Consider the following 20,322-nt stretch of genomic DNA (forward strand, 5'->3'; position numbering starts at 1 on the left):
TATGCCGCTGAACGCTGTTCCCGAGCCGTTCTTCGGTCACGGCGGGGAGGAGGGACAACCCCTGACAGTCGGACCAAGAGCAGCGCCCTGTCGGCGACAAGGCGTGCCGTTCACCACGCCCTGATGCGACTGCTCGATTCAGGCTGCCGTTCCCTCGCCTGCCTCAGCTACTGGCGGTTGCTGCGCTGGCACCTTCTGGTCCTGTTGTCGCGGTCCGCAGGCGCTTGATTCCGGTCAGTATGTCCTTGCCGATGTGCTCTTTGATCAGGCAGGTGAGGCGGTTGCCGTCGATGAGTTCGATTCGTCAGGAGCGCGGCGTGAACCACGAGGTGGTGACCAGGATGCCGTGTCCGGCCTTCCTTTCTTCGATGGTGCCTCCGCGACGACCGCTCAGTACTGGCCGCCGGCGGTCGGATCAGTAGAGCATTCTTGGCCGTAGCGGACGGTAACCGTGCGGTCCGAGCGGGTGGAGTTCGCGCAGCTGAAGCAGGGCTGCTTTGAGCATGCTGTCCACGGTGTGGGCGTCGCCGCCGATGCGGTCGGCGATCTCGGCAAGGTCGAGCCCGTGGCGGAACCGTAGTTCGATGGCGGCGCGGAGGTGCTCGTCAAGCAGCTCGAGGCGCTGGCGCATCGTGGTCGAGAAGCTCATGGTTGCAGTTCGCGGGGCGGGCGCGGCGATGTCGTTGTCCAGAGGCTGCGCGTGGCGGACAGAGAGCGCGGTCAGCGCGTCGGTGATCGTGGAAACCGGCATCGCGAGGTGCCTGGCGATCTCGGGCGCGGTGGGTTCGCGTCGAAGCTGTTGACGCAGGTCGTCCCGGGCCCGACAGACGCGGGTGGCGATGCCGCGTAGTGCTTTGGCGGTTCCGGACTGCCATTCACATCCGGCTTGTTGCCGTATCTCGCCGAAGATGCGCTTCCGTAGGTAGGGGACGAAGTCGCCGCGGAGAGGATCGTGCCCGTCTACGGCCTTGACCAGCGCAATCGTCCATGCTTCGGCGGCATCACCCGGCTGGGTGAGGCGCCGCGCCTCCCGGTTCGCCAGTTGGCGGGCCAGGTCTGCGTTGTCTCGGATGAGGTCCGCACGGAGTTGACCGCGTTGCTTCTCGTCCGTCTGTGGACTGCGAAGTTGTTGAAACCTGCGGCGCAAGCGCAGGTCGCGTGTGCTGGGGCGGAGGGTGCGGAACCGTCGAACAACGTCCGCGTAGCGGTAGGTGGGCCGTAGGAAGCGGCGGGTGAGACGCTGGACGATATCCGGTTCCGGTTTGGCTCCGTGTTCAACTGCGGTGATGTGCGGCGCGGAGACGGACAGGATCGCCGCGAACCCGGCCCGGCTGCGACCGTTGAGAACTCGGATGCCGGTGAAGAAGTCATGGATGGACGTGTAGCGCGCCGGGTCCGCCGAGTCGATGGGGCGGTAGCTGAAGGTGAAAGCGATGTCGTTGAATCGAAGTCGGCACTCGGGTGCGGCCTCGATCAGGTCGTGGAAGAAGATGGCGGGTGGACGACGCAGGCCGTGCTCGTACTGACGAATGCTCTGCACGGACCGGCCTGTCATCGCGCCGAACGCCGCCTGAGTCATACCGAGATCCGTACGGATCGCCATGACGAATTTAGCCACATCGCTCGGGAAGGGGTGAACTTTGGTCACGTCCTACGTAACGAGCCTTCGCGTCGATCGATGCGATGTCGCGGCACCGTGTGCCATCAACCCTCAAGAATCAGATGTTCGTTGCCCTGCGTTTCGAGATCTACCGGTAACAAGGCGTCGGACATGACGTTCGGTCACACCAGCGGCCATGGCCAACTCCGCCAGACTGGCCTGCGGGTGCTCGGCATGCAGCTGGGCCACGACATCCGCCGTCCGGGCATGTCGCGTCGTGTGCCGACGCGCCGACGCCGGTACTTGATTCGTGGTCAGACCGTCGGCGCTGCCAGCCGGCTTCGCTTCTATCGCCTCCGATGTAGAGATGTCTGGTGGGTGCGGCTTCGGTGGCGCAGCCGTGGTGTCGGAGGCTGGCGGCTCCTGCTGCTGGCGGGCGGGGTCAGACACGTGGTGGGTGTCGCGTGGGGTCGGCTGCGATTTGGTCAGCATCTCCACGACCAGCAGCAACGCTACCGCCGGCCAGGCGGCGACGATGCGTGCTCCAGGGCTTGGCTCGGCGGCGGCGATGTTCGCCGCCACGCTGGCCGCCACCCCGACCGCGAAAGCCGTCCGGGCCGACCAGCGCACCTTCCGGCCGGCGCGTTTGTCCTCGACCATGGCCGCCGACGCGACGACGAGCATTCCGTCGACCGACAGCGGCAGCACGTAGGCGACCTCGGGACGCTCTCCGAACCTCAACGCCACGGCGACCATGTGACTCCACGACGACCAGGCAGCAATCCCGGCCACCGCCACCGTGCTCACGTCTCGGGCCAGCCGGGTCGGCGTCACCGAACCACCCCCAGCCCGAGCCGACGCTCGATGGCCCGGACCTCGACGGGGTCCACGGAGGGGCGTCCGCCGATGTCCAGCCGCGTCTGGACATCGGCCCATCGCCGCCACCGGTCGACGACTTCGCCCGCGTCGAGACCGGTCGCTTTCGCGATGTCCGTCAGGTCCGCGCCCGCCCGCAGCGCGGTGTGGATCATCGTGGGTTGCCAGCGCGTCCACCAGGACACCACCGCAGCGGACAACGCCAGCTCCGCCAGGACGGCAACGCGTCCGGATTCCGGCGTCCGAGCCACGGCATGGTAATGAAGATCGAGAAGGAGTTGGAACGGGTTGATCTCTTCCGCGTCGGCGAACCGCACCGGCGGTTCGGTCGGTCGGTTCGGGTTCATCGGGCACCGCCCGACCCGCGTGAGCTGGGCAAAGTCAGCGGTAGCGGGTCACCGGCGATAGTGGCGGTGTGGTTCGCATGGTGGTACCTCCGGCCCACCATCTGAACTGGGAAAATAGCCAGACGTCACTTCTTATCGACGACCCCTTAAGGGGCCATTGTCGGATTTGGGCCGGAGTATATGAGCACCCGCCGAGCACCCCAGCCAGGAATGGCAGTAGGCCTAGGGATCCCTCTCGCGCCCGGCTCGTCCAAGCGGTCAGCAGTCGCCTGCACTGCCAGCGCTTCGGTCGTTGGCTGGTCTGGTGCCATAGTCGAGTAGGTCGCTGGTGCGGCGGGAGAGCTCGGCGAGCCGGTCGTCGGCCTGCTCTCGGTGGAGTCGTACCCAGTCCCTGCCCTCTGCCGCGACGCCCTCCAGCACGTGCAGGGTTTGGCGGAGTCCCGAGGCGTCGATGGTCAGTTCGGTGACTGGGCCGGGGTCCTCGTTTGGTGCGGTCGGTTCGGTGTCGGTCCCGGTTACTTGCATGGTGATCGTCTCGCCGCTGTTCAGCGCCAGGTGGAAGGTCGGACGCCGCCCGTGATGACGCCCGCTTGTGCGCCGACGAAGGCGCTGCCTTGGGCGACGTTGTGGGTGGAGTGCGTTGTCACGCTATGCCTCGCGCGGCCGTGATGATCATCGCCAGCCTGACGGCCAGTTCAGAGACGTCGGCAACCAGGCCTTGCAGCCGCTTGAGGGACATCAGGAACCCGCTGCGGTTGGTGGCGGATCCGTCTCGTAGGCAGCCGGTCGCCGCGTCTAGCTCTGCCTCGGCTGCTGCGTAGGTCTCCTCGTCCAGCCGGCCATCCAGGCACGCCTGCTTGAGCCGCTCGGCCGGGTGGGGCGTCGCGGACCGCCATCGCCACATAGACGGACGGTGTTACGTTGAAGCCGTCCACTGACGACGGTTGGGGGTGCGCATGGCGGAGACTGCCGGGCGGGTGCTGCCGGTCTACCTGGTGGCGGACGAGTCCGTCTCCATGACGCCGGTGGTGGGTGAGCTGAACGCCGGGCTCCAGTCGCTGCACGACGCCCTGCTGCGCGAGCCCCTCGCGGCGGCCAAGGTCAGGTTTTCGATCATCGGCTTCTCCGAGGACGTGATCGTCCACTCGGCCCTGTCCGACCTGCGCAACGAGACGGCGCTGCCGCAGTTGTCGGTACGGGCCGGGACCGCCTACGGCGTCGCGTTCAGTCTGCTGATCGACCGGATCCCGGCCGACGTGCGGGCCCTCAAGCGGGAGGGCTTCGCGGTGCACCGGCCGGCGGTGTTCTTTCTCAGCGACGGGCAGCCGACCGACCCGGGCCAGTGGGAGCCGGTCTACGCCGAGTTGACCGACCGGGAGCGCACCCCGACCGCGCCGAACATCATCGCGTGTGGCATCGGTGAGGCGCGTGCCGAGACGATTCTGCACGTGGCGACCCGGCCGGAGTTCGCGTTCGTGGCCACGCCGGGGGTGGAGGTGGGCTTCGCGATCGCCGAGTTCTGCACCGCGCTGACCCGCAGCGTCATCAGGTCGGGGCAGGCCGTCGGGGGTGACACCGCAGAGCTGGTCGTGGAGCGGCCGGACAGCTTCCGGATGGCCGTGGACGTGGTGTGAGCTTCGACTGGGCGCCGCCGCTGATCGGGGTGCCGGGCCCGGAGGTGCCGGCCCGTGCCCCGCAGACGCAGCCGTACCGGCCGGACACCGTGGTCGACGGCTGGGCGGCGGCCGGCTTCGAGGTACGGGGGGCCTCGGTGCGCGGGCCCGGCCACCGGGCGTCCGGCGTACCCCGGCAGGATGACTTCGCGCTGGCCACGGTGGCCGGTTCGGTGATCGCGGTGGTGGCCGACGGGGTCTCGAACGCCCCGCTGTCCCACCTGGGCGCGACCATGGTGTGCCGGACGGTCGTCGACTACCTGCTACGCGCCGACGACACCGTCGACTGGCACGACCTCCTGCGCTGCGCGGGCTGGGCACTGGTGGAGTACGCCGGGCGGCAACTGGGCGAGACCGATCCGCATCGGGCCGAGACGCTGCTGGCCAGCACCGTGGTGGTCGCCCTGGTCCGGCCGGACGGCCCCGGGCGGGCGGTCGCCCACCTGGTCCGGGTCGGCGACTCGGCCGCCTGGCGGCTGCGCGACGGCGGCTGGGAGCCGCTGTTCACCGACCCGGCCGACCCGCAGGACGAACTGCTCCCGGACGGCGTCGCTGCCCTGCCCCGGGTGCCCGCCGAGGTCGACCCGGTGGCGGTGACGCTCGCCGCAGACGACGTGTTGGTGCTGGCCACCGACGGCTTCGCCGAGCCGCTCGGCCCCGGCACCGGGAACCTCGGGCGGCTGTTCGGCGACGCGCTGACCACGCCTCCCGCGATGACCCGGCTCGCCTGGATGCTCGACTTCACCGGCGGGTCGTGGGACGACGACCGCACGGTGCTGGCCGTCTGGCCGGTGCCGCCCGAGCCGTCATGACCGGCCCGCTGCCGCCCGAGGTGAGCCTGTCCGCCCTCGGCCCGCGTACCCGGATCGGCACCGGCGGTCAGGGCACCGTCTACGCCCTCACCGAGGATCCCCGGTGGGTCTACAAGGAGTACGCGACCCGGTTCGTCGACGACGTCGACGTCACCACGTTGAACCGCTTCGTCCGGCTCGCCGCCGGGGCCGGGCCGGATGCGGAGACTCTGCTCGGTCTCGCCGCCTGGCCCACCGCGATCGTCCGCAAGGAGGGCGTGGTCCGGGGGTTCCTGATGCCACGGGTACCCGACCGGTTCCGGGTCCGCATCCAACTGCCGCGCGGACCGGACACCGTCCTGGCCCAGGTGCAGTACCTGTTGAACAGCGACGACTACCTGCTCGACCGTGGGCTGCACATCGACGACCGGCTGCGTCTCGAACTGCTGCGGGACACCGGCGAGGCGTTGACCCTGCTGCACCGGCTCGGCGTCTGCGTCGGCGACCTGTCACCGAACAACCTGCTGTTCAGCCTCGACTCCCGGCCCCGGTGCTACTTCATCGACTGCGACGCGATGCGGCTGCACGGCGACTCGGTGCTGGCGCAGGCCGAGACCCCCGAGTGGCACGTGCCGGACGCGGACGCCGAGGAACTGGCCACGCCCGCCAGCGACGCGTACAAGTTCGGCCTGCTCGCGGTGCGCCTGTTCGCCGGTGACCAGCAGACCCGTGACCCGGAGGCGGCCCGGCCGCGGCTCGACCGGCAACTGGTCACCCTCGCCGGCCGGAGCCTGGACCCCGCCCCGCACCTGCGGCCCGCTCCGCAGCAGTGGTCGGACGCCCTGGAGCGGAGCATGCGCCGCACCCCGCCGACGGCACCGCCGCAACGGGCTGCCGCTCCCCCGACCGGCCCGGAGCCGACCCGCGCGGACGACGCCCGCGCGGACCCGGTACGCCGCGTCGTCCCCGCGCCCGCGGTGGCCGGTCCCCGACCGGCCGGCCGGGGTTGGGGTCTGCTCGTCGCGGCGCTGGCCGCGATAGCGGTGATGGTCGGCCTGATCAGCGCCAACGACGACTCCCCGGACACGCCCTACCGGGCCGGGTCGGGTCTGCCGACGGGACTGGTCGGGCAACCGTCCTATCCCCGGCTGTCGCCGGGCATCCCGGGCCTGGCCACGCCCACCGGCGGTGCGGCCGGGGCGACCCGGTATCCCGGCCTGCCCCTGCCGACCCGAATCGACCTGGAGAAGCTCCTTCCGCTGGCCCGGCCCTGTCTCTTCAGCGACGTCAAGGTGGGCAGTGGCCTGAACCGGACGTCAGCCCGGACGAAGTCCTCGGTCACCGCCGTCCGTCGCTTCCTGTGCGGGATCAACGCCGACGCACCACGCCTGGACGACCGGAGCCGGACCCAGCTCGTCCGGGCCGCCACCCTGACGAAGAACGGCCCGTTCCCCGTCGCGACGATCATCGGCATCCGCACCGCGACCGGCGGCAGCCCTCAGGTCAACGTGGTGTTCGACCCGGACGGTGCCGGCTCGTCGTCCGGCTGCTGGCGCTCCCGGTTGTCGCTCGTCACGGACGACGGCGGATACCACGTCGGCTCGCTCTCCGCGCCGGCCCGGTCGTACTGCCCGTGACCGCTGGCACCCTTGTGTAACAGGTCGTTGACGGTGGCAGCGGTCGACGGTGGCAGCGGACGCCCCTGTTCGACAGGGAAACCCAGCTCGGCGACCAGGCCGCGGTGCCGCAGGTCGACGGTCGCCTCCACGATGTCGGCGAACAGGCCCGCCGCCGACCGGGCCCGCCGCCAGGAGACGACACCGAGGGTCACGCCGAGCACCGCCGCCGGCCACCACCACGGGGCCAGCGCGAGACAGAGCACCGCCCAGCCGGCCGAGGCGACGGCCCGGTCGAACCGGTCACGCGCCTGCATCACGTCGGTGCGCCCCTCGGGGGTGAGTAGCAGCCACAGGCGCGGCCAGATCAGACCCAGGCGGAGCCCGTACTGCGCGGCCACCCGGTCGTCGGCGAGCCGGATCCGGTCGCCGATCCAGGTGGGTCGGGCCGGCAGGTACACCGCCGGAACCACCCGTGCCCGCGCGGTGAAGCGGCGCGCGGCGGCGGCACGTCGGCGGGCGGTCAACGCGGTCGCGAGCCGGCGGGCCGGGCCGACCCAGGCACCCAGCCAGACGTGACGGACGACCCTGCCGGCCGCCTGGGCGCAGACGGCGGCCGCCGCAGCGGCCGCGACGACGAGCGCCCCGACCACCAGGGCCAGGCCGACCCGCTCCCGCAGGTGGTCGACGGCGTCGGCTGCGGCGAACGCCGCCCCGGGCACGTCGAAGACGGCACCACGCCCCGGCAGCACGGCGAAGGCGGCCACCGCGAGCCACAGCAGGGCCGGGCCGAGCGCCCGGGTCAGCCAGCGGTCGTTGATCCGCCGTCCGACCTCGCCCAGCAGCACCTCGATCATGGCTCGGACCGGTACGTCATCGCCGTGTCGGCGAGCGCGCAGTGCGGCACCCGGCCCCGGTCGTCGCGGTGGGCCCGGCGCGAGCAACGGTGCAGCGGGCAGCGGTAGTCGCCGTCGAGCACCACCGGCGCGAGACCCTCCAGCCGGGCGCCCTCGGCGTGGTCCGACGGGCCGACGCCGATGCTGCGCTCGGTCTCGGTCTCGGTCGTCCAGCCGAGCTGCCGGCAGACCTCCACCACCGGCTTGCCGGCGGCCAGCTCGTCGAGGAGTTCGTCGAGCAGGTCGCTCCACGCCCCCGCCTCCGCACGTTCCCGCAGGGTCGGCACGGCGGCGCACAACGAGGCCAGCAGACGGCGTTGCTCCATGTACGACACTCCCGTCGGTTGACGCCTGAGCTGCCGTCGAATCTACTGAACCGGTGCCATCGCCCGAGCGGTCCATCGATGCGGTGGACCCGCTCATCGTCGCCTACAACGACAGTGGCGACGAGTCGCTGCTGGTCCGGGCCGAGGGTGTGGCGCGGGACCTGCTCGCGGCGGATCCGTCCCGGGTGGACGTGCTCGCCGCGCTCTCCACCGTCCTGATGTTGCGGGGCCGCACCTCGGATCCGAAGCAGCTCGACGCCGCCGTGGCCGCCGCCGGGAGGGCGACGGCGCTCACCCCGCCCGACGATCCGTGGTGGCCGTACGTCAACGCCCAGCTCGCCATGGTCGTCGGTTTCCGTTTCGAACAGCGGCGTGAGGTGTCGGACCTGTCCATGGCGAAGCGGCACGCGGACGTCGCGGTGGCCGCCGTCGACGAGGACGACCCGGTACGGATCGACGTGCTGATCCGCTGCGTGAACGTGTACCGGCTCAGTTTCGAGAGGTTCGGCCAGCTGGCGGACATCGACACGGCCGTCCGCCTCAGCCGGGAGGTCCACCGCTCGACCGACCCGGACCACGTGCTCACCGCCCACCAGTTGCTGGCGCTCTGCCTGGTCATGCGGTTCGTCCGGACCGGTGGCCCGGGTGACATCGACGAGGCGATCGCGCACTGCCGCCGGGGTGTGGCCACCATGCCCGCACGGCACGTCGACCGGGCCGCCCTCAACGGTGTGCTGGTGATCGCGCTGGTGCAACGCTGGGTGAGCCGCGACGGCGGCGACGACGCCGACCTGCACGAGGCGGTCCGGGTCAGCCGGCAGGTCGTCGCCGACCTGCCGAGCATCGGCACGGTCCGCGCGCAACTGCTGTCCACCCACGGTGCCCTGCTGGTCATGCACGGCCTCAGCAGCAACTCGTCGGCGCACCTGGACGAGGCGATCCGCAGCTCCCGGGAGGCCGTCGACGCGCCGACGGCCGGCACCCAACGGGCCGGCCACCTGGTCAGCCTGGCCCACTCGCTGCTCATCCGGGCCCGGATGAGCAGCGACCCGGCCGGGGTCAACGACGCCGTCGACACCGGCATGGCCGCCCTGGCCGGATTCTCGCCCGGCCACCCGGACCGGGCACGGGCCCTCAACGTGCTCGGCACGGCCCTGCGGGTGCGCTACCTGATCGATCGCGACCCGGCCGACCTCGACGCCGCAGTCGGCATGTGGCGGTCGTCGTCGGCCTCCCGGGCGGGTGCCGTCGAGATCCGGATGACCGCGGCCCGCACCTGGGCGCAGACCGCCGCCGAGGCCGGTGACGCGGAGCTGGCCCTGGAGGCGTACGGCACCGCCGTGGGTCTGCTGCCGCTGCTGGCGTGGCGGGGCCTGGACCGTACCGTGCAGGAGAAACGGCTGGCCGCGGTGTCCGGGCTGGCCGGCGACGCGGCTGCCTGGGCCCTCGCCGCCGGGCAGCCGCAACGCGCGGTGGAACTGCTGGAGCAGGGCCGTCAGGTGCTGTGGTCGCAGGCCCTGCAGACCCGCAGCGACCTGTCCGCGTTGGCCGCGGTCGCACCCGCGCTCGCCGACGAACTCGACCGGACGCGCCGGGAGTTGGACGGCACCGGGGCGTCCCCGGTCGTCGAGCTCCCGGCCCGTCCCGGCTGGGAACTGGGCCGCGACCTGCTGGCCAGCGCGCTGGGTGGACCGCACCGCGTCGAGACCGAGGACGCCGGTCACCGCCGCCGGTTGGCGGAACGCTGGGAGCAGCTCGCAGCCGAGGCCCGCCGCCTCCCGGGCTTCGAGAACTTCCTGCACCCGCCGTCGTTCGCCGCCCTCCAGCCCGCTACCACGGGCGGGGCGGCGGTGCTGGTCAACACGTCGCGCTGGCGCAGCGACGCGATCATCGTCACCACCGACGGGGTGCGCGCCGTGCCGCTCCCGTGGCTGTCCCACGACACGGCGCAGCGTCGGGCCGCGGCGTTCCTCGAGGTGCAGCGGGCGGTGGAGGGCGGCGGCGGGCCGGTCGAACGGGCCGCGCTGCACCAGACGCTGGTGTCCCTGCAACGGTGGCTCTGGGACACCGTCGGGGAGTCCGTCTGCGCGGCCCTCGACGAGATCCTCGGTGGCGGGCCGGACCGGCGGCACCGGGTGTGGTGGTGCCCGACCGGGCCGCTGACGATGCTGCCGCTGCACGCCGCCGGCCGGTTCGGCGCGAGCGCCCCGCTCGCCGCGAGACGCCGGATCTCGGTCGCCGCCCGCTGCGTGTCGTCCTACACCCCGAGCCTGTCCGCGCTGCTGCGCGCCCGCGCCACCCCGACGCCGGACGGAGCGCCGCAGGCGTTCGCGGTGGGGCTCGGCACCCTCCCCGGCCAGGCGCCGCTGCCCGCGGTCAGCGACGAACTGCGCGCGGTCAGCTCGCACGTGCCCGGCCTGCGGGTGCTCTCCGGCCGCAGCGCCACCGTCGAGGGCGTGCTGACCGCGCTCGAACAGCACAGTTGGGCGCACTTCGCCTGCCACGGCGACCAGGACTTCAAGCGGCCCAGCGCCGCCGCCCTCCGCCTGGTCGACGGCAGGCTCAGCGTCCTGGACCTCGCTGACCGTCTCGCCACCCGCAGCCAGTCGGCCGGCGGTTGCGACCTCGCCTACCTGTCCGCGTGTCGCACCGCGGCCGGTGGTCGGGACCTGCCCGACGAGGGAATCCATCTCACCGCGGCGTTGCAGATGGCCGGCTTCCGGCACGTCATCGGCAGCCAGTGGGCGGTCTCCGACCGGGTGGCGGCCCAGGTCGCCGACGACGTCTACGCCGGCCTGAGGGCGGGGAGACGCCTGGACGCCGACGGTGCGGCCGTCGCGCTGGACCGGGCCATCGACCGGGTACGACGTGCGCACCCGGACCGCCCGGAGGTGTGGGCGGCGCTGATCCACACCGGTCCGTAGCACCCCGGCCGCACGAGCTGCCGACGCGTAGGCACCCGGGCCGGCCGGTCGCCTTGCCCGGGAGGGTGGCCGGCGTGCCGGGAGCCGGACCGTGACCAGGAGACCTCCGTCGGGCCGGGCGACGAGGGCGAGGGTCCCGGCGTGGGCGCGGACGATGCTGTGCACGATGGCCGGGCCGAGTCCGAATCCGGCGTGTTCGTCGGTGCGTAAGCGTTTCCGTGCCGTGCCGTGCCGTGCCGTGCCGGAACGGCTCGGTGAAGCACCTACGCGACCGTCAACCAGCACCTGCACCAGCAGCGCGACAGGTACCCGGTGCTCAACGCGCGCGGCGACATGGTCCAGGACGACTGGGACGCCAACTTCCGGCGCGGTGTGGCATACATCCTCGACGGGATCGCGGCTGCCAAGCCCTGACGGCTCGCCCGCCGACCGCCGGGCCCGGCACCACTCGGCCCCCGGACCGCCGCCGACCGCTGGTGCCTGTCGATGCCAGGCCGCCGCGCCGGCGGCAGGACCGGGCAGATCGACGACCCGGGGGCGCGGGCCGGGGCACGAAGGCGGATCACGAGCAACCCGGCCAGATATCCCACGCTCGCCGCCTCGGGGCACCTCGACGAGAGCCAGTGGGTCGACGAGGACCTGTTCGTACGGGGCATCGACGTCATTCTCACCACCCCGGCGAGCGACCGGACCTGACCTTCACGCGCCCCAGCAGTGAGGATCTACTCGTGCCCTACCTCGGCGGGCCGATCGGCGAAACCCGCACGGCACGGCTCGTTGCAGACCGTGCGGTGCCTGGCCGACCTGCTCAGCCGTGAACGGCACGCCGGGGCGCCCGGGCTGGGACCCGCGTTCAGGGCGCTTCGCAACGTCAGCCTCGATCCATGGCGGATCGGCAAGATCGTCGCAGCGGCGCTCGCGCTGCCGCACTTCGACCACGCCCAGCCAAACAATCACCTTCGTTGATCACACCCTTGCGCGGAAAGGCTCACTGAGTGAGCAACGCCAGCTCGACCCACGGTGCCGCCCCTGAGCCGTCCGCCTCGCTTTCGCCCTGGTCACCGTCCGCCGCTGATACTGGCGACCTCGGCGGCCTTCGGCGGGGCCGATGCCTGCTGGCAAGCGGGCCACCGAACGGGGCCGGTGATGAGCGCCAGTCCGGTCTCTGGATCGACCCGCTTGGTCAGCTCCGGAGCGACCTCGGTGACGATCGCCTCGAGCGTCGACCGCACCCGGCGCCCACCGTGGCCGCCGTCAGGGCGGCCGAGAACCGCGTGCACGTGCAGGACCGGCTCGCCGTCGCGGGCCGCCACGCCCCCGACCAGTGACAGCACCTCCACCTGGCTCGCGTATTGGGATGTTGAACCTATTGGACATCGCCACCCTGCCCGGCCGGCCCGCCAGGCGGTAGCTCAAGAGGGACAGGGTGGCCGTCGCTGCGGGGGCGGTGGGCTGTCACGGCGGCGAGAGCGGTGATCGCTAGTCCGATCAGGAGCGTTCGCAGGCCGGGGACGACGGTGTCCGGGAACGTGGTCGGATCGCGCAACGGCCAGGGCATCCAGGAAAGCGCGTCGTGTATCGGTGCGTCGAAGCCTGCGCCGTTGTCCTTACGCAGCAAGAGGAGTAGCCCCTGATAGAGCCTCCCGGTCGGCACGGCGAGGATCGCCACGCCCACGGCACCAACGACCACGGCGGGCACGCGGTGGCGGGAAGCCGTCAGCCGGTCTGCCATCGCGGCACCCACCAGCCAGCCGGTGAGCAGCCCGACCAGGAGGCCACCGAGGACCAGGGGGAGGTAGGTGGCCGGGCGTACCGGATAGCCCAGGACCTCGATGGGACGGTGGGGGTCGGCGTACCCGGTGACCGAGACTCGTAGGTCATGGGAGCGCGCCGAGAAGCTCCACTGGTCGAGGCTGCGGTAGCGCTCGACGGCGGTGACGTCCCAGCCTGTCGCGGCCAGCCGGTCGTGGATGTCGTGTACCTGCTGTTCAAGCGTGCTGGAAGTGGCGGCTGCGCCGAGGTTGTGGGTGATCTCCAGGTGGAAGCGGTCGCGATGGAGCCGGTCGGGCTGGGCCTGCGGACCCAGAATGTGTGCGGCCAGCGGGGCCGTCGCCGGCATCGACGGGTACGTCTGCTCGCCGGCGAGCGAACCGACGGCGAGGCCGATCGCTCCGCCGACCAGTACGGCTGCCGCCACGGTGAGCACAGCCAGTGGCCGTCGGGCCGGCAGCCGGAACCGTTCACGCACACCGTCGGCGATCAACCGCAGGCGATCGGTGTGGGACGGACGGCCGTCGGTCATCTCGGCCAGGGTGGTGATCAGTTCGGCCCCGTGGCGGCGGCGGATGCGGGCCGGGAACGCGGCCAGGAGCACGCGATGTGGCATCGTCACGCGGCACCACCCGAGAGCTGCGGCCGGCGTCGCAGTTGCGCCTCCGCCGCGGCGCCCCGCTTGCGCAGCCTTTGGGCCTGCTCAGCGAGGGCGTCCACTCCAGAGTGGCTGAGCTGGTAGTAGCGGCGCAGCCGCCCGTCGATGATCTCTTCGCGTTCGACGACGATCAGTCCCTGGCTGGCGAGACGGTCGAGTGCGCCATAGAGCGTGCCTGGCCGCAGCTTCACTTCGCCTTCGGAGAGAGCCTCGACCGACTGGATGATCCCGTACCCGTGCCGCGGCTGCGCTGCGAGCGCGGTGAGGATGAGGAAGGTGGCTTCTTGCATGACGAGCATAGTAAGTTGCACGATGTATAACGTCAAACGTACTATTGCCTAGTGCGTTGGCCATGAACGTTCACCGGGTCCGAGATTCAGGCGGCCTGGTTCCTGGTGAGTCCAGCCGGATAACCGCAGATCCACGCCCCCTGGCAACCAGAAGCCGCGCAGCACTACTTCCCGCGATCGGGGCAAGGGCCCAACTTCCGCATCGTTCCGAGGGGGTCCATGCCAGTTCCCCGACGTCCGAGCACCCGTGGAGCACTCAGGGAGTTCGAGCCCGGCTGATGAACATCGCGCTCCACGACACCAATCGTGCCGCGACACGGCCGGCCAGCAGCAGACCCACATTCATCAGGTCGGTGGCGGCTCACCGCGCCCACCGTCGGTGGACCCCTCGCCTCGATCTTCCTCACTGAAGCGCGAGGAACGGATCGAGCCGCCGTCAGCCATCAGGATCACCCGGAAACCGTCAGAGACGAGAGCATCAAAGATGTCCGCTCCCAGCTCCGGTTCCCGCGAAGAAACCCCAGCTTCAGTTCAATCACGTATGGATGACTGGCGAATGGCTCTGGTTTTGGCACCCTACAGGAATCTACAGCTTCGACAATGGGGCACCGACACTCGGTAAGGTGCCGCGGAAGCGGTGGTGAACGGAGGTCCGGGTGCGGGAACAGTTGGTCGAGGCGATCCTGGCGCGGTTCGAGGAGGCGCGCCGGACGGGTGATTACGCCGCAGTCCTGACCGAGGACGCGCTGGAGGAGGCGAACCTGCTCCAGCTGCGGGTGTCCGGACCTGCGTCAACGCCCGACCTGCCTGTCGACGTAGTCGCGCTGACGCTGATCGGGCGGCTCCACTTGCTCCGGTACCGCGCGAGGCAGGGAACGGAGGACCTGGAGGACGCCCTGCTGTTCTTGGGCGAGGTGTACCGGGTCGCACCCGACTCGTTGCCGGACCAGGTGCGCCAGTTGTTCGACCACACGCCGGAGAGCACCGAGTCGGACGACTCTGTGTTCGGGTACAGCGACGACCCGGACGCCTACACCGAGCAGGGCGGTGCGCTGTACGAGTGGTACGAGGAACACGGTGATGTGGAGGCGCTGGAGGCGGCCGTCCGGGTTTACCGCGCGGCCGTCGGTGTCGCCGACCGGGCGAGGAACGCCCGGTGCCTGCGGAGTCTGCACGCGGCCCTTGTCGAACTCGCCAGCGCGACCGGCGACCTGGAGGCGGCGCGCGAGGCGGCCGACGTGGCGCGGACCCTCGCCGAGTCGGGCACCGACGTGGCATCTCCTACCGAGGGCGGGGCGGCCCGCCTCGCGAACCTCAGCGGTACGCTCCGGGTCGAGTTCATGCGCACCGGGGACGAGGCGGTGATCAACGATTCGATCGCGACCGCGCGAGCCGCCGTCGACGCCGCCGAGAACGACGAGGAGCGTGGGCTCGCGTTGACGAACCTGGCTGCGTCTCTGGAAGCCCGGTACGAGTACCTGAACGACGGCGAGGCGTTGCGCGAGTCGGTCGACGTCGGCCGGGCCGCGATCGCAGCCGACCCCGATCTGCTCCCGACTGTCGCCAACCAGGCCGTCTTCCTCAGGGAACTGTTCCTGCGCACCAAGGAAGCCGCGCTGCTGGACGAGTCGTTGGCCGCGCACGCGCGGGTCTTGGGCGCGACGCCGGACACGCACGCTTCCCTGCACTCCCGGCTCATGAACGCCGCGAACACCCTGCGCGTGCTCTACCGGTGGACCGAAGACCCCTCCCTTGTGCAGGACGCCGTCGAGGTGATGGCGGACGAGGCCGTCACGGAGGCCGGGCTCGGTGAGGTCGCGGTGCTCGCCGACGCGCTCGTGGACCTGGCCGACCGGACCGGGGACGAGGACATTCTTCGCGAGGGGATCGCGACCTGCCGGATGGTCCTGGCCGAATTGGCCGACGACGAGCCGTTGCGCGGCGACCTCCTGTATTCGCTGTCTGTTGCGTTGCACCAGCTGACGGGGCATAACAAGGACCCGCACGTGCTGCGCGAGGTCCTCGACACTGCTTGGGAGGCGGTCGGGGTCGACGCCGAGGACGACGTCGACCTGGCCCGGCGCATGACGCACCTGGGGTTCGTGCTGTGCCGTGCGTTTGAGGTGACCCGCGAGCATGCCCTGCTGGCCGAAGCCCGAACCGCCTTGATCCGGGCGATGGCGCTGACCACACCGGGCATCGTCGAGCAGGTCCTCGGCGACCGCGAGGAAGCGGTCGCCGCGGTGGTCGAGGACGACCGCGTGATGGAGCTGTGGATCCTGGAGCGGACCGTGAGCTGGGCCGCGCCAAGGGTGCGCGGCATAGACCGCGCCGAACTCGTGCGACTCGCGGGTGGCATCGGTGAGGTCGCGCACGCTGTGGCGCTCGAACTCGCGCGGGAGTTCGTGACGGCCCGCGACGGTCTGATGGGGTCCGGGTTCTCCGCGACCGAGCGATCAAACCTGATCACCGCCCTGCGCGAGCGTCTGACCGCGTTCGGTGGTACCCGCGATGCCGACGAGGTGCTCGTCCCCGAAGTGCTCGACGAGCTGGTCGACCTGCTGTGCGCGGTGCCGGACCCGCTCGACGACGTGGAGGTCACGCAGACGGCCGGGTTGCTGCTGTTGTCGAGGGTCGAGGCGCATGGCACGCCCGAGGGTGCCACGGAGCTGATGATGGTCGCGCTCGACCTGCTCGCGCCGCTGTACCGGATGGGCGGTCGGGCGCACGTCCCGACGTTGATCGCCGAGCAGTTCGACAAATACCCGCCCGCCGCACCGGACAGCGCCGCGACGCTCGGCAAGCTCGGCCGCGTCCAGTACCGCGACGCCGACACCGATCCGGGCGCCCTGGACCGGGCTGTCCGCCTGTTCCGCCGGGCGATCGACCACGCCGAGAACGGGCACGCCGAACTCCCGCACCTGCGCACGAACCTCGGTACCGCACTGATGACGAAGTTCGACCGCGACGGCGACCAGGACGACCTAGACGAGGCGGTCGAGGAGTGCCAGGCCGCCGTCGAGGACGCCCCGCCGGACGATCCGATGCAGGCGACGTGCCTGTCCAACCTGGGAATCACCCTGCTGACCCGGGCTGAGCGGCTGGGCAGTCGGCAGGACCTGGAGAACGCCGTCGTGGCCTGCCAGGCGGCGGTCGACGGGTGGCCAGACCATCCCGACATCGAGGCGTTGAAAACCAACCTCGACACCACGCGACGCACCCTGGCGAACTACCTCGATCACGAGGCCGGGTTGAGCGCCCGGATCGACGCGGCGTCCGATCCGGGTGAACTGTCCGACTTGCTGTGGAACCGGTTCATCCGCACCGCTGACCTGGCGGACCTCGACCGGGCCATGCGAGTGCGGCAGGACGCGCTCGACGCGGGTGAGTCACCGGCCGAGCACCTGGAGGGCCTGTGCGACCTCCTCCGGGACCGGTTCGTCCATTCCGGACGGTCTGAGGACCTGAGCGCGTCCATCGCAGCGGGGCGGGCCGCGATCGAGGCGACGCCACCCGACGACCCGGAACTCGCCGGGCGCAGGTCCACGCTGGCGATCGCCCTATCCCAGCGGTACCAGAACGGTGGCGCGCCCGAGGACTTGGACGAGTCCATCCGGTACACCCGCGACGCGATGGCGTCGGACACCGAGCCCTCGCCCACCGACCTGTCGAACCTCTGCATGTCCCTCCGCCTGCTGTTCGAGCGTACCGACCGCATCGAGCACGTCGACGAGGCGGTCGAGGCCGGGCGTGCCGCCGTTGGGGCCGCGCTCAAGGGCACCCCGCTCCTTGGCGTCTACCTGGGCAACCTCGGCGGCGCGCTGTTGGCCCGGTTCCGCCGCACGAGCGGTCAGGTCGACCTGGACGAGGCGATCGACGCGCTGCGCCGGTCCGTGTCGGCCATGTCCGCCGTGAGCTACGAACGCGGGATGGTGCTGGCCAACCTCTCATCCGCGCTCTACACCCGGTTCGACTGCCGGCAGGACCGCGCCGACCTGGACGAGGCGATCGACACCGGTCGGCAGGCCGTCAAGGCGACCTCGCCGGACCACACCAGTCGCGCGCTGCGCCTGTCGAACCTCGGGGCGATCCTCCTAACCCGGTTCAGCGTCGGCGACGCCCCCGCCGATCTCGACGAAGCGCTGGAGGTGTGCCGGGCTGCCGTGAAGGCGCTGGCTCCCGGCGATCCGCGACGCGCACCCGCCTTGCTGAACCTCACGCAGGCGTTGCTGGACCTGCACGACCGGACCGGACGACAGGAAACCCTCGACGACGCGGTCGACGGCGCCCGCAAGTCCTTGGCAGAACTCCCCGTCGACCACTCCGACCGGCCGCTCCACCTGCTCTCCCTCGGCAGGGTGTTGCGCCGACGCAACGCCGTGACCGGTACGGATCTGGAGGCCGTGCTCGCGGCGGTCCGGGAGGCGGCGTCGACCGATGTGGGTGTACCGCGCGTCCGCGCCGCTGCGGCCGCGGAGTGGGCCGGGTTGGCGGCGTCCGACGGGCGGTGGGCGGAGGCCGCCGAGGCGTACGGGACGGCGGTCGACCTGGTGGGGCGGACCGTGTCCCGATCCCTTACCTGGCGCGACCGCGAGGCGTTGATCGACGGTATGGCGGGGCTCGGTGCGGACGCCGCCGCGTGCTGTGTGCGCGCGGGGTTGCCGACGCGGGCGGTTGAGCTGTTCGAGCAAGGGCGCGGGCTGCTGCTCGGGCACGCGCTGGACAGCCGGACCGACCTCACCGCGCTCGCCGAGCGCCAACCCGCGTTCGCGACGATGTTCACCGAGCTGTGCGCGGTCTTCGAGGACCCCGACACGGACGTCGCGACGCGACGCGGGCTGGCCGCGCGGTACGACTGGCTGCTCGCGAATATCCGGACGCTGCCCGGTTTCGACACGTTTCTGCGCCCGCCGACCGTGTGCGACCTCGCGCCTGCCGAGGGGCACGCCGTGGTCGTCGTGGTGTCCGACTTCGGGTCGTACGCGCTGATCCTGTCCGCTGCAGCCGAGGTGACGCCCGTTCCGCTGCCCGCGCTCACGCCCCGGGTCGTCATGGAGGAGGTGCTGGACTTTCTCCAAGCGGTCGAGGACACCCGGTCCGGGACGGCCAGGACCAGGGCCGCCGGGCGCGACCGGGTGATACGCACGCTGGAGTGGATCTGGGACGCGGTAGCCGGCCCGGTGCTCGACCACCTGGATGCCGCCGAACGGTTGTGGTGGTGCCCGTCCGGCATGCTCTCGCTGCTGCCGCTGCACGCAGCGGGTTACCACGGCACGGGGTCGCTCACCGTGGTGGACCGGGTGGTGTGCTCGACCACGCCGACCCTCCGGGCGCTGGTGCACTCACGGCGTGGTGCCGACCCCGCCAGGCCACGCGCCGACCGCGCACTAGTCGTGGCGATGCCGCGCACGCCAGGCCACGACGTGCCGCTGCCCGGCGCAGAGCGGGAGGCGGCGGTGGTGCGCACCCACCTGCCCGGCGCGGTTGACGTGGTCAGCGGGACCGCGGCGACCCGCGACACTGTCCTCGCGGCCCTGCCAAAGGCGCAGATTGCGCACTTCGCCTGCCACGGCAACAGCGATCTGACCAACCCCTCGGAGAGCCTGTTTCTGCTGGCCGACCACCACAACCACCCACTCACCGCGCTGGACCTTGCACACCTGCGCCTGGACGCCGATCTGGCGTTCCTGTCCGCGTGCTCGACAGCCCGCCCCGGCGGGCGGCTGGCGGACGAGGTGATCCACCTGGCATCGGCGTTCCAGCTGGCGGGGTACCGGCACGTGATCGGCACCCTGTGGCCGATCGGCGACCAGCCCGCCGTGGACTTCGCGGAACTGGTCTACCCGGCGATCGCAGCGGGCGGAGACATCGCGACAGCCGTGCACACCGCTACCCGCACCCTACGCGACCGCCACCCCGACGACCCGCTGGTGTGGGCGTCCCACGTCCACGTCGGCCCGTGAGTCAGACGCTGGGGCACCCAACAGGAACTCCGCGACACACTCCGGGTGGTCCTCATCGTCGGCGGCCAACACGATCCCCCGAGCACCCACTCCACCGTGGTAGCAGGCCACGAGGGCGGGCCGGGCGGCCTTGCCCGTGTCCCGAGTGGTGAAGACGAACCGCCCCTCGGCAACGGTGACCAGCGCGATCCCGTGAGTCCTGGCGAACTCGACGGCCCCCGCCTGGAACGCCGAGGTTGCCACCAACACCCCCTTGTGCGCACCCACGCTCAGCACCTTCTGCCGCAACACCTGCACCAACTCCCGCTTGATCGGGTTCCGGTGCAACTTCGCCTCGACCACCACCACGAACTCCATCCCGGCGAACCGGTACCGCGCGGTCGCGTCAAACTCGTAGATCCCGTCCACCCCGGCGACCTTCTCATGCGTACTCACCACCAGCCCGTCAACCTGGGACATTGCGGCCCCCAACAGTTCCCCGGCAACGAACTCCTCGAACTCACCCGGCGTGATCCCCGGATACGGATACCGCCCCACCACCCGCTCGTCCTGCACCACCCCGCCACGTTACCGCTACGCAACCTGTAAGGGG

16 protein-coding genes are annotated in these 20,322 nt (G+C 71.2%); 7 read left to right on the plus strand and 9 right to left on the minus strand.

Going from position 1 to position 20,322, the window contains the following annotated elements:
- Positions 1 to 415 precede the first annotated feature (415 nt).
- From AC0AIB_RS21665 to AC0AIB_RS21680, 4 genes are all read right to left on the minus strand, one after another.
- Positions 416 to 1,648: a sigma-70 family RNA polymerase sigma factor gene (locus AC0AIB_RS21665; RefSeq protein ID WP_465097359.1), complete on the minus strand. Its 1,233-nt coding sequence runs from the start codon at positions 1,646 to 1,648 to the stop codon at positions 416 to 418.
- Between the two features lie 63 nt (positions 1,649 to 1,711).
- A complete protein-coding gene (locus AC0AIB_RS21670; protein WP_465097360.1) occupies positions 1,712 to 2,434 on the minus strand; it encodes a DUF2637 domain-containing protein in 723 nt (240 codons plus the stop codon).
- Positions 2,431 to 2,823, minus strand: coding sequence for a hypothetical protein (locus AC0AIB_RS21675; protein WP_465097361.1), 393 nt, complete (start codon positions 2,821 to 2,823; stop codon positions 2,431 to 2,433). The genes AC0AIB_RS21670 and AC0AIB_RS21675 overlap by 4 nt, the downstream gene beginning before the upstream one ends.
- Before the next feature lie 643 nt (positions 2,824 to 3,466).
- Positions 3,467 to 3,727, minus strand: coding sequence for a hypothetical protein (locus AC0AIB_RS21680; protein WP_465097362.1), 261 nt, complete (start codon positions 3,725 to 3,727; stop codon positions 3,467 to 3,469).
- Positions 3,728 to 3,779: 52 nt separating this feature from the next.
- On the opposite strand from AC0AIB_RS21680, the gene AC0AIB_RS21685 reads away from it, so the two are divergent.
- From AC0AIB_RS21685 to AC0AIB_RS21695, 3 genes are read left to right on the plus strand one after another with little or no spacing between them, the layout of a single operon-like run.
- Entirely contained in the window at positions 3,780 to 4,457 is a 678-nt protein-coding gene (locus tag AC0AIB_RS21685) for a vWA domain-containing protein (RefSeq protein ID WP_328341282.1), read from the plus strand.
- Entirely contained in the window at positions 4,454 to 5,308 is an 855-nt protein-coding gene (locus tag AC0AIB_RS21690; RefSeq protein ID WP_328341280.1) for a protein phosphatase 2C domain-containing protein, read from the plus strand. Before AC0AIB_RS21685 ends, AC0AIB_RS21690 begins: the two co-directional genes overlap by 4 nt.
- Positions 5,305 to 6,924 (plus strand): serine/threonine-protein kinase, encoded by a 1,620-nt coding sequence (locus AC0AIB_RS21695; protein WP_465097363.1) that lies wholly within the window; start codon positions 5,305 to 5,307, stop codon positions 6,922 to 6,924. The genes AC0AIB_RS21690 and AC0AIB_RS21695 overlap by 4 nt, the downstream gene beginning before the upstream one ends.
- Before the next feature lie 832 nt (positions 6,925 to 7,756).
- On the opposite strand, the gene AC0AIB_RS21700 is transcribed toward AC0AIB_RS21695, so the two are convergent.
- Complete coding sequence (locus AC0AIB_RS21700) at positions 7,757 to 8,125, minus strand: hypothetical protein (protein ID WP_328341276.1); 369 nt, start codon at positions 8,123 to 8,125, stop codon at positions 7,757 to 7,759.
- A gap of 53 nt (positions 8,126 to 8,178) precedes the next feature.
- Between AC0AIB_RS21700 and AC0AIB_RS21705 the strand changes: the two genes are divergently transcribed.
- The 3 genes from AC0AIB_RS21705 to AC0AIB_RS21715 all read left to right on the plus strand — a co-directional run bounded on the left by AC0AIB_RS21705 (position 8,179) and on the right by AC0AIB_RS21715 (position 12,015).
- On the plus strand, positions 8,179 to 11,049 hold the full coding sequence (locus AC0AIB_RS21705; RefSeq protein ID WP_328341274.1) for a CHAT domain-containing protein: 2,871 nt from the start codon (positions 8,179 to 8,181) through the stop codon (positions 11,047 to 11,049).
- Between the two features lie 486 nt (positions 11,050 to 11,535).
- Entirely contained in the window at positions 11,536 to 11,745 is a 210-nt protein-coding gene (locus tag AC0AIB_RS21710) for a hypothetical protein (RefSeq protein WP_328341272.1), read from the plus strand.
- An 81-nt stretch (positions 11,746 to 11,826) separates the two neighbouring features.
- Positions 11,827 to 12,015 carry a hypothetical protein gene (locus tag AC0AIB_RS21715; RefSeq protein ID WP_465097364.1) on the plus strand — a complete coding sequence of 63 codons (189 nt, stop codon included), beginning with the start codon at positions 11,827 to 11,829 and terminating at the stop codon, positions 12,013 to 12,015.
- A 92-nt stretch (positions 12,016 to 12,107) separates the two neighbouring features.
- Here the strand turns inward: AC0AIB_RS21715 and AC0AIB_RS21720 are convergent, their stop codons facing one another.
- Genes AC0AIB_RS21720 through AC0AIB_RS21730 form a run of 3 tightly spaced genes read right to left on the minus strand, consistent with a single transcriptional unit; the run spans position 12,108 to position 13,767 of the window.
- The gene (locus AC0AIB_RS21720; RefSeq protein WP_328348967.1) at positions 12,108 to 12,419 is read right to left on the minus strand and encodes a PCC domain-containing protein; all 312 of its coding nucleotides are present in this window, start codon (positions 12,417 to 12,419) and stop codon (positions 12,108 to 12,110) included.
- Positions 12,416 to 13,441, minus strand: coding sequence for a hypothetical protein (locus AC0AIB_RS21725; RefSeq protein WP_465097365.1), 1,026 nt, complete (start codon positions 13,439 to 13,441; stop codon positions 12,416 to 12,418). Before AC0AIB_RS21725 ends, AC0AIB_RS21720 begins: the two co-directional genes overlap by 4 nt.
- Positions 13,438 to 13,767, minus strand: coding sequence for a PadR family transcriptional regulator (locus AC0AIB_RS21730; protein WP_328341268.1), 330 nt, complete (start codon positions 13,765 to 13,767; stop codon positions 13,438 to 13,440). The genes AC0AIB_RS21725 and AC0AIB_RS21730 overlap by 4 nt, the downstream gene beginning before the upstream one ends.
- Before the next feature lie 656 nt (positions 13,768 to 14,423).
- On the opposite strand from AC0AIB_RS21730, the gene AC0AIB_RS21735 reads away from it, so the two are divergent.
- Positions 14,424 to 19,730 (plus strand): CHAT domain-containing protein, encoded by a 5,307-nt coding sequence (locus AC0AIB_RS21735; protein WP_465097366.1) that lies wholly within the window; start codon positions 14,424 to 14,426, stop codon positions 19,728 to 19,730.
- On the opposite strand, the gene AC0AIB_RS21740 is transcribed toward AC0AIB_RS21735, so the two are convergent.
- Positions 19,668 to 20,288 carry a restriction endonuclease gene (locus AC0AIB_RS21740; RefSeq protein ID WP_465097367.1) on the minus strand — a complete coding sequence of 207 codons (621 nt, stop codon included), beginning with the start codon at positions 20,286 to 20,288 and terminating at the stop codon, positions 19,668 to 19,670. The two genes, AC0AIB_RS21735 and AC0AIB_RS21740, sit on opposite strands and share 63 nt — an antisense overlap.
- Positions 20,289 to 20,322 lie beyond the last annotated feature (34 nt).

The sequence above is a fragment of the Micromonospora sp. DSM 43699 genome (assembly GCF_055517075.1).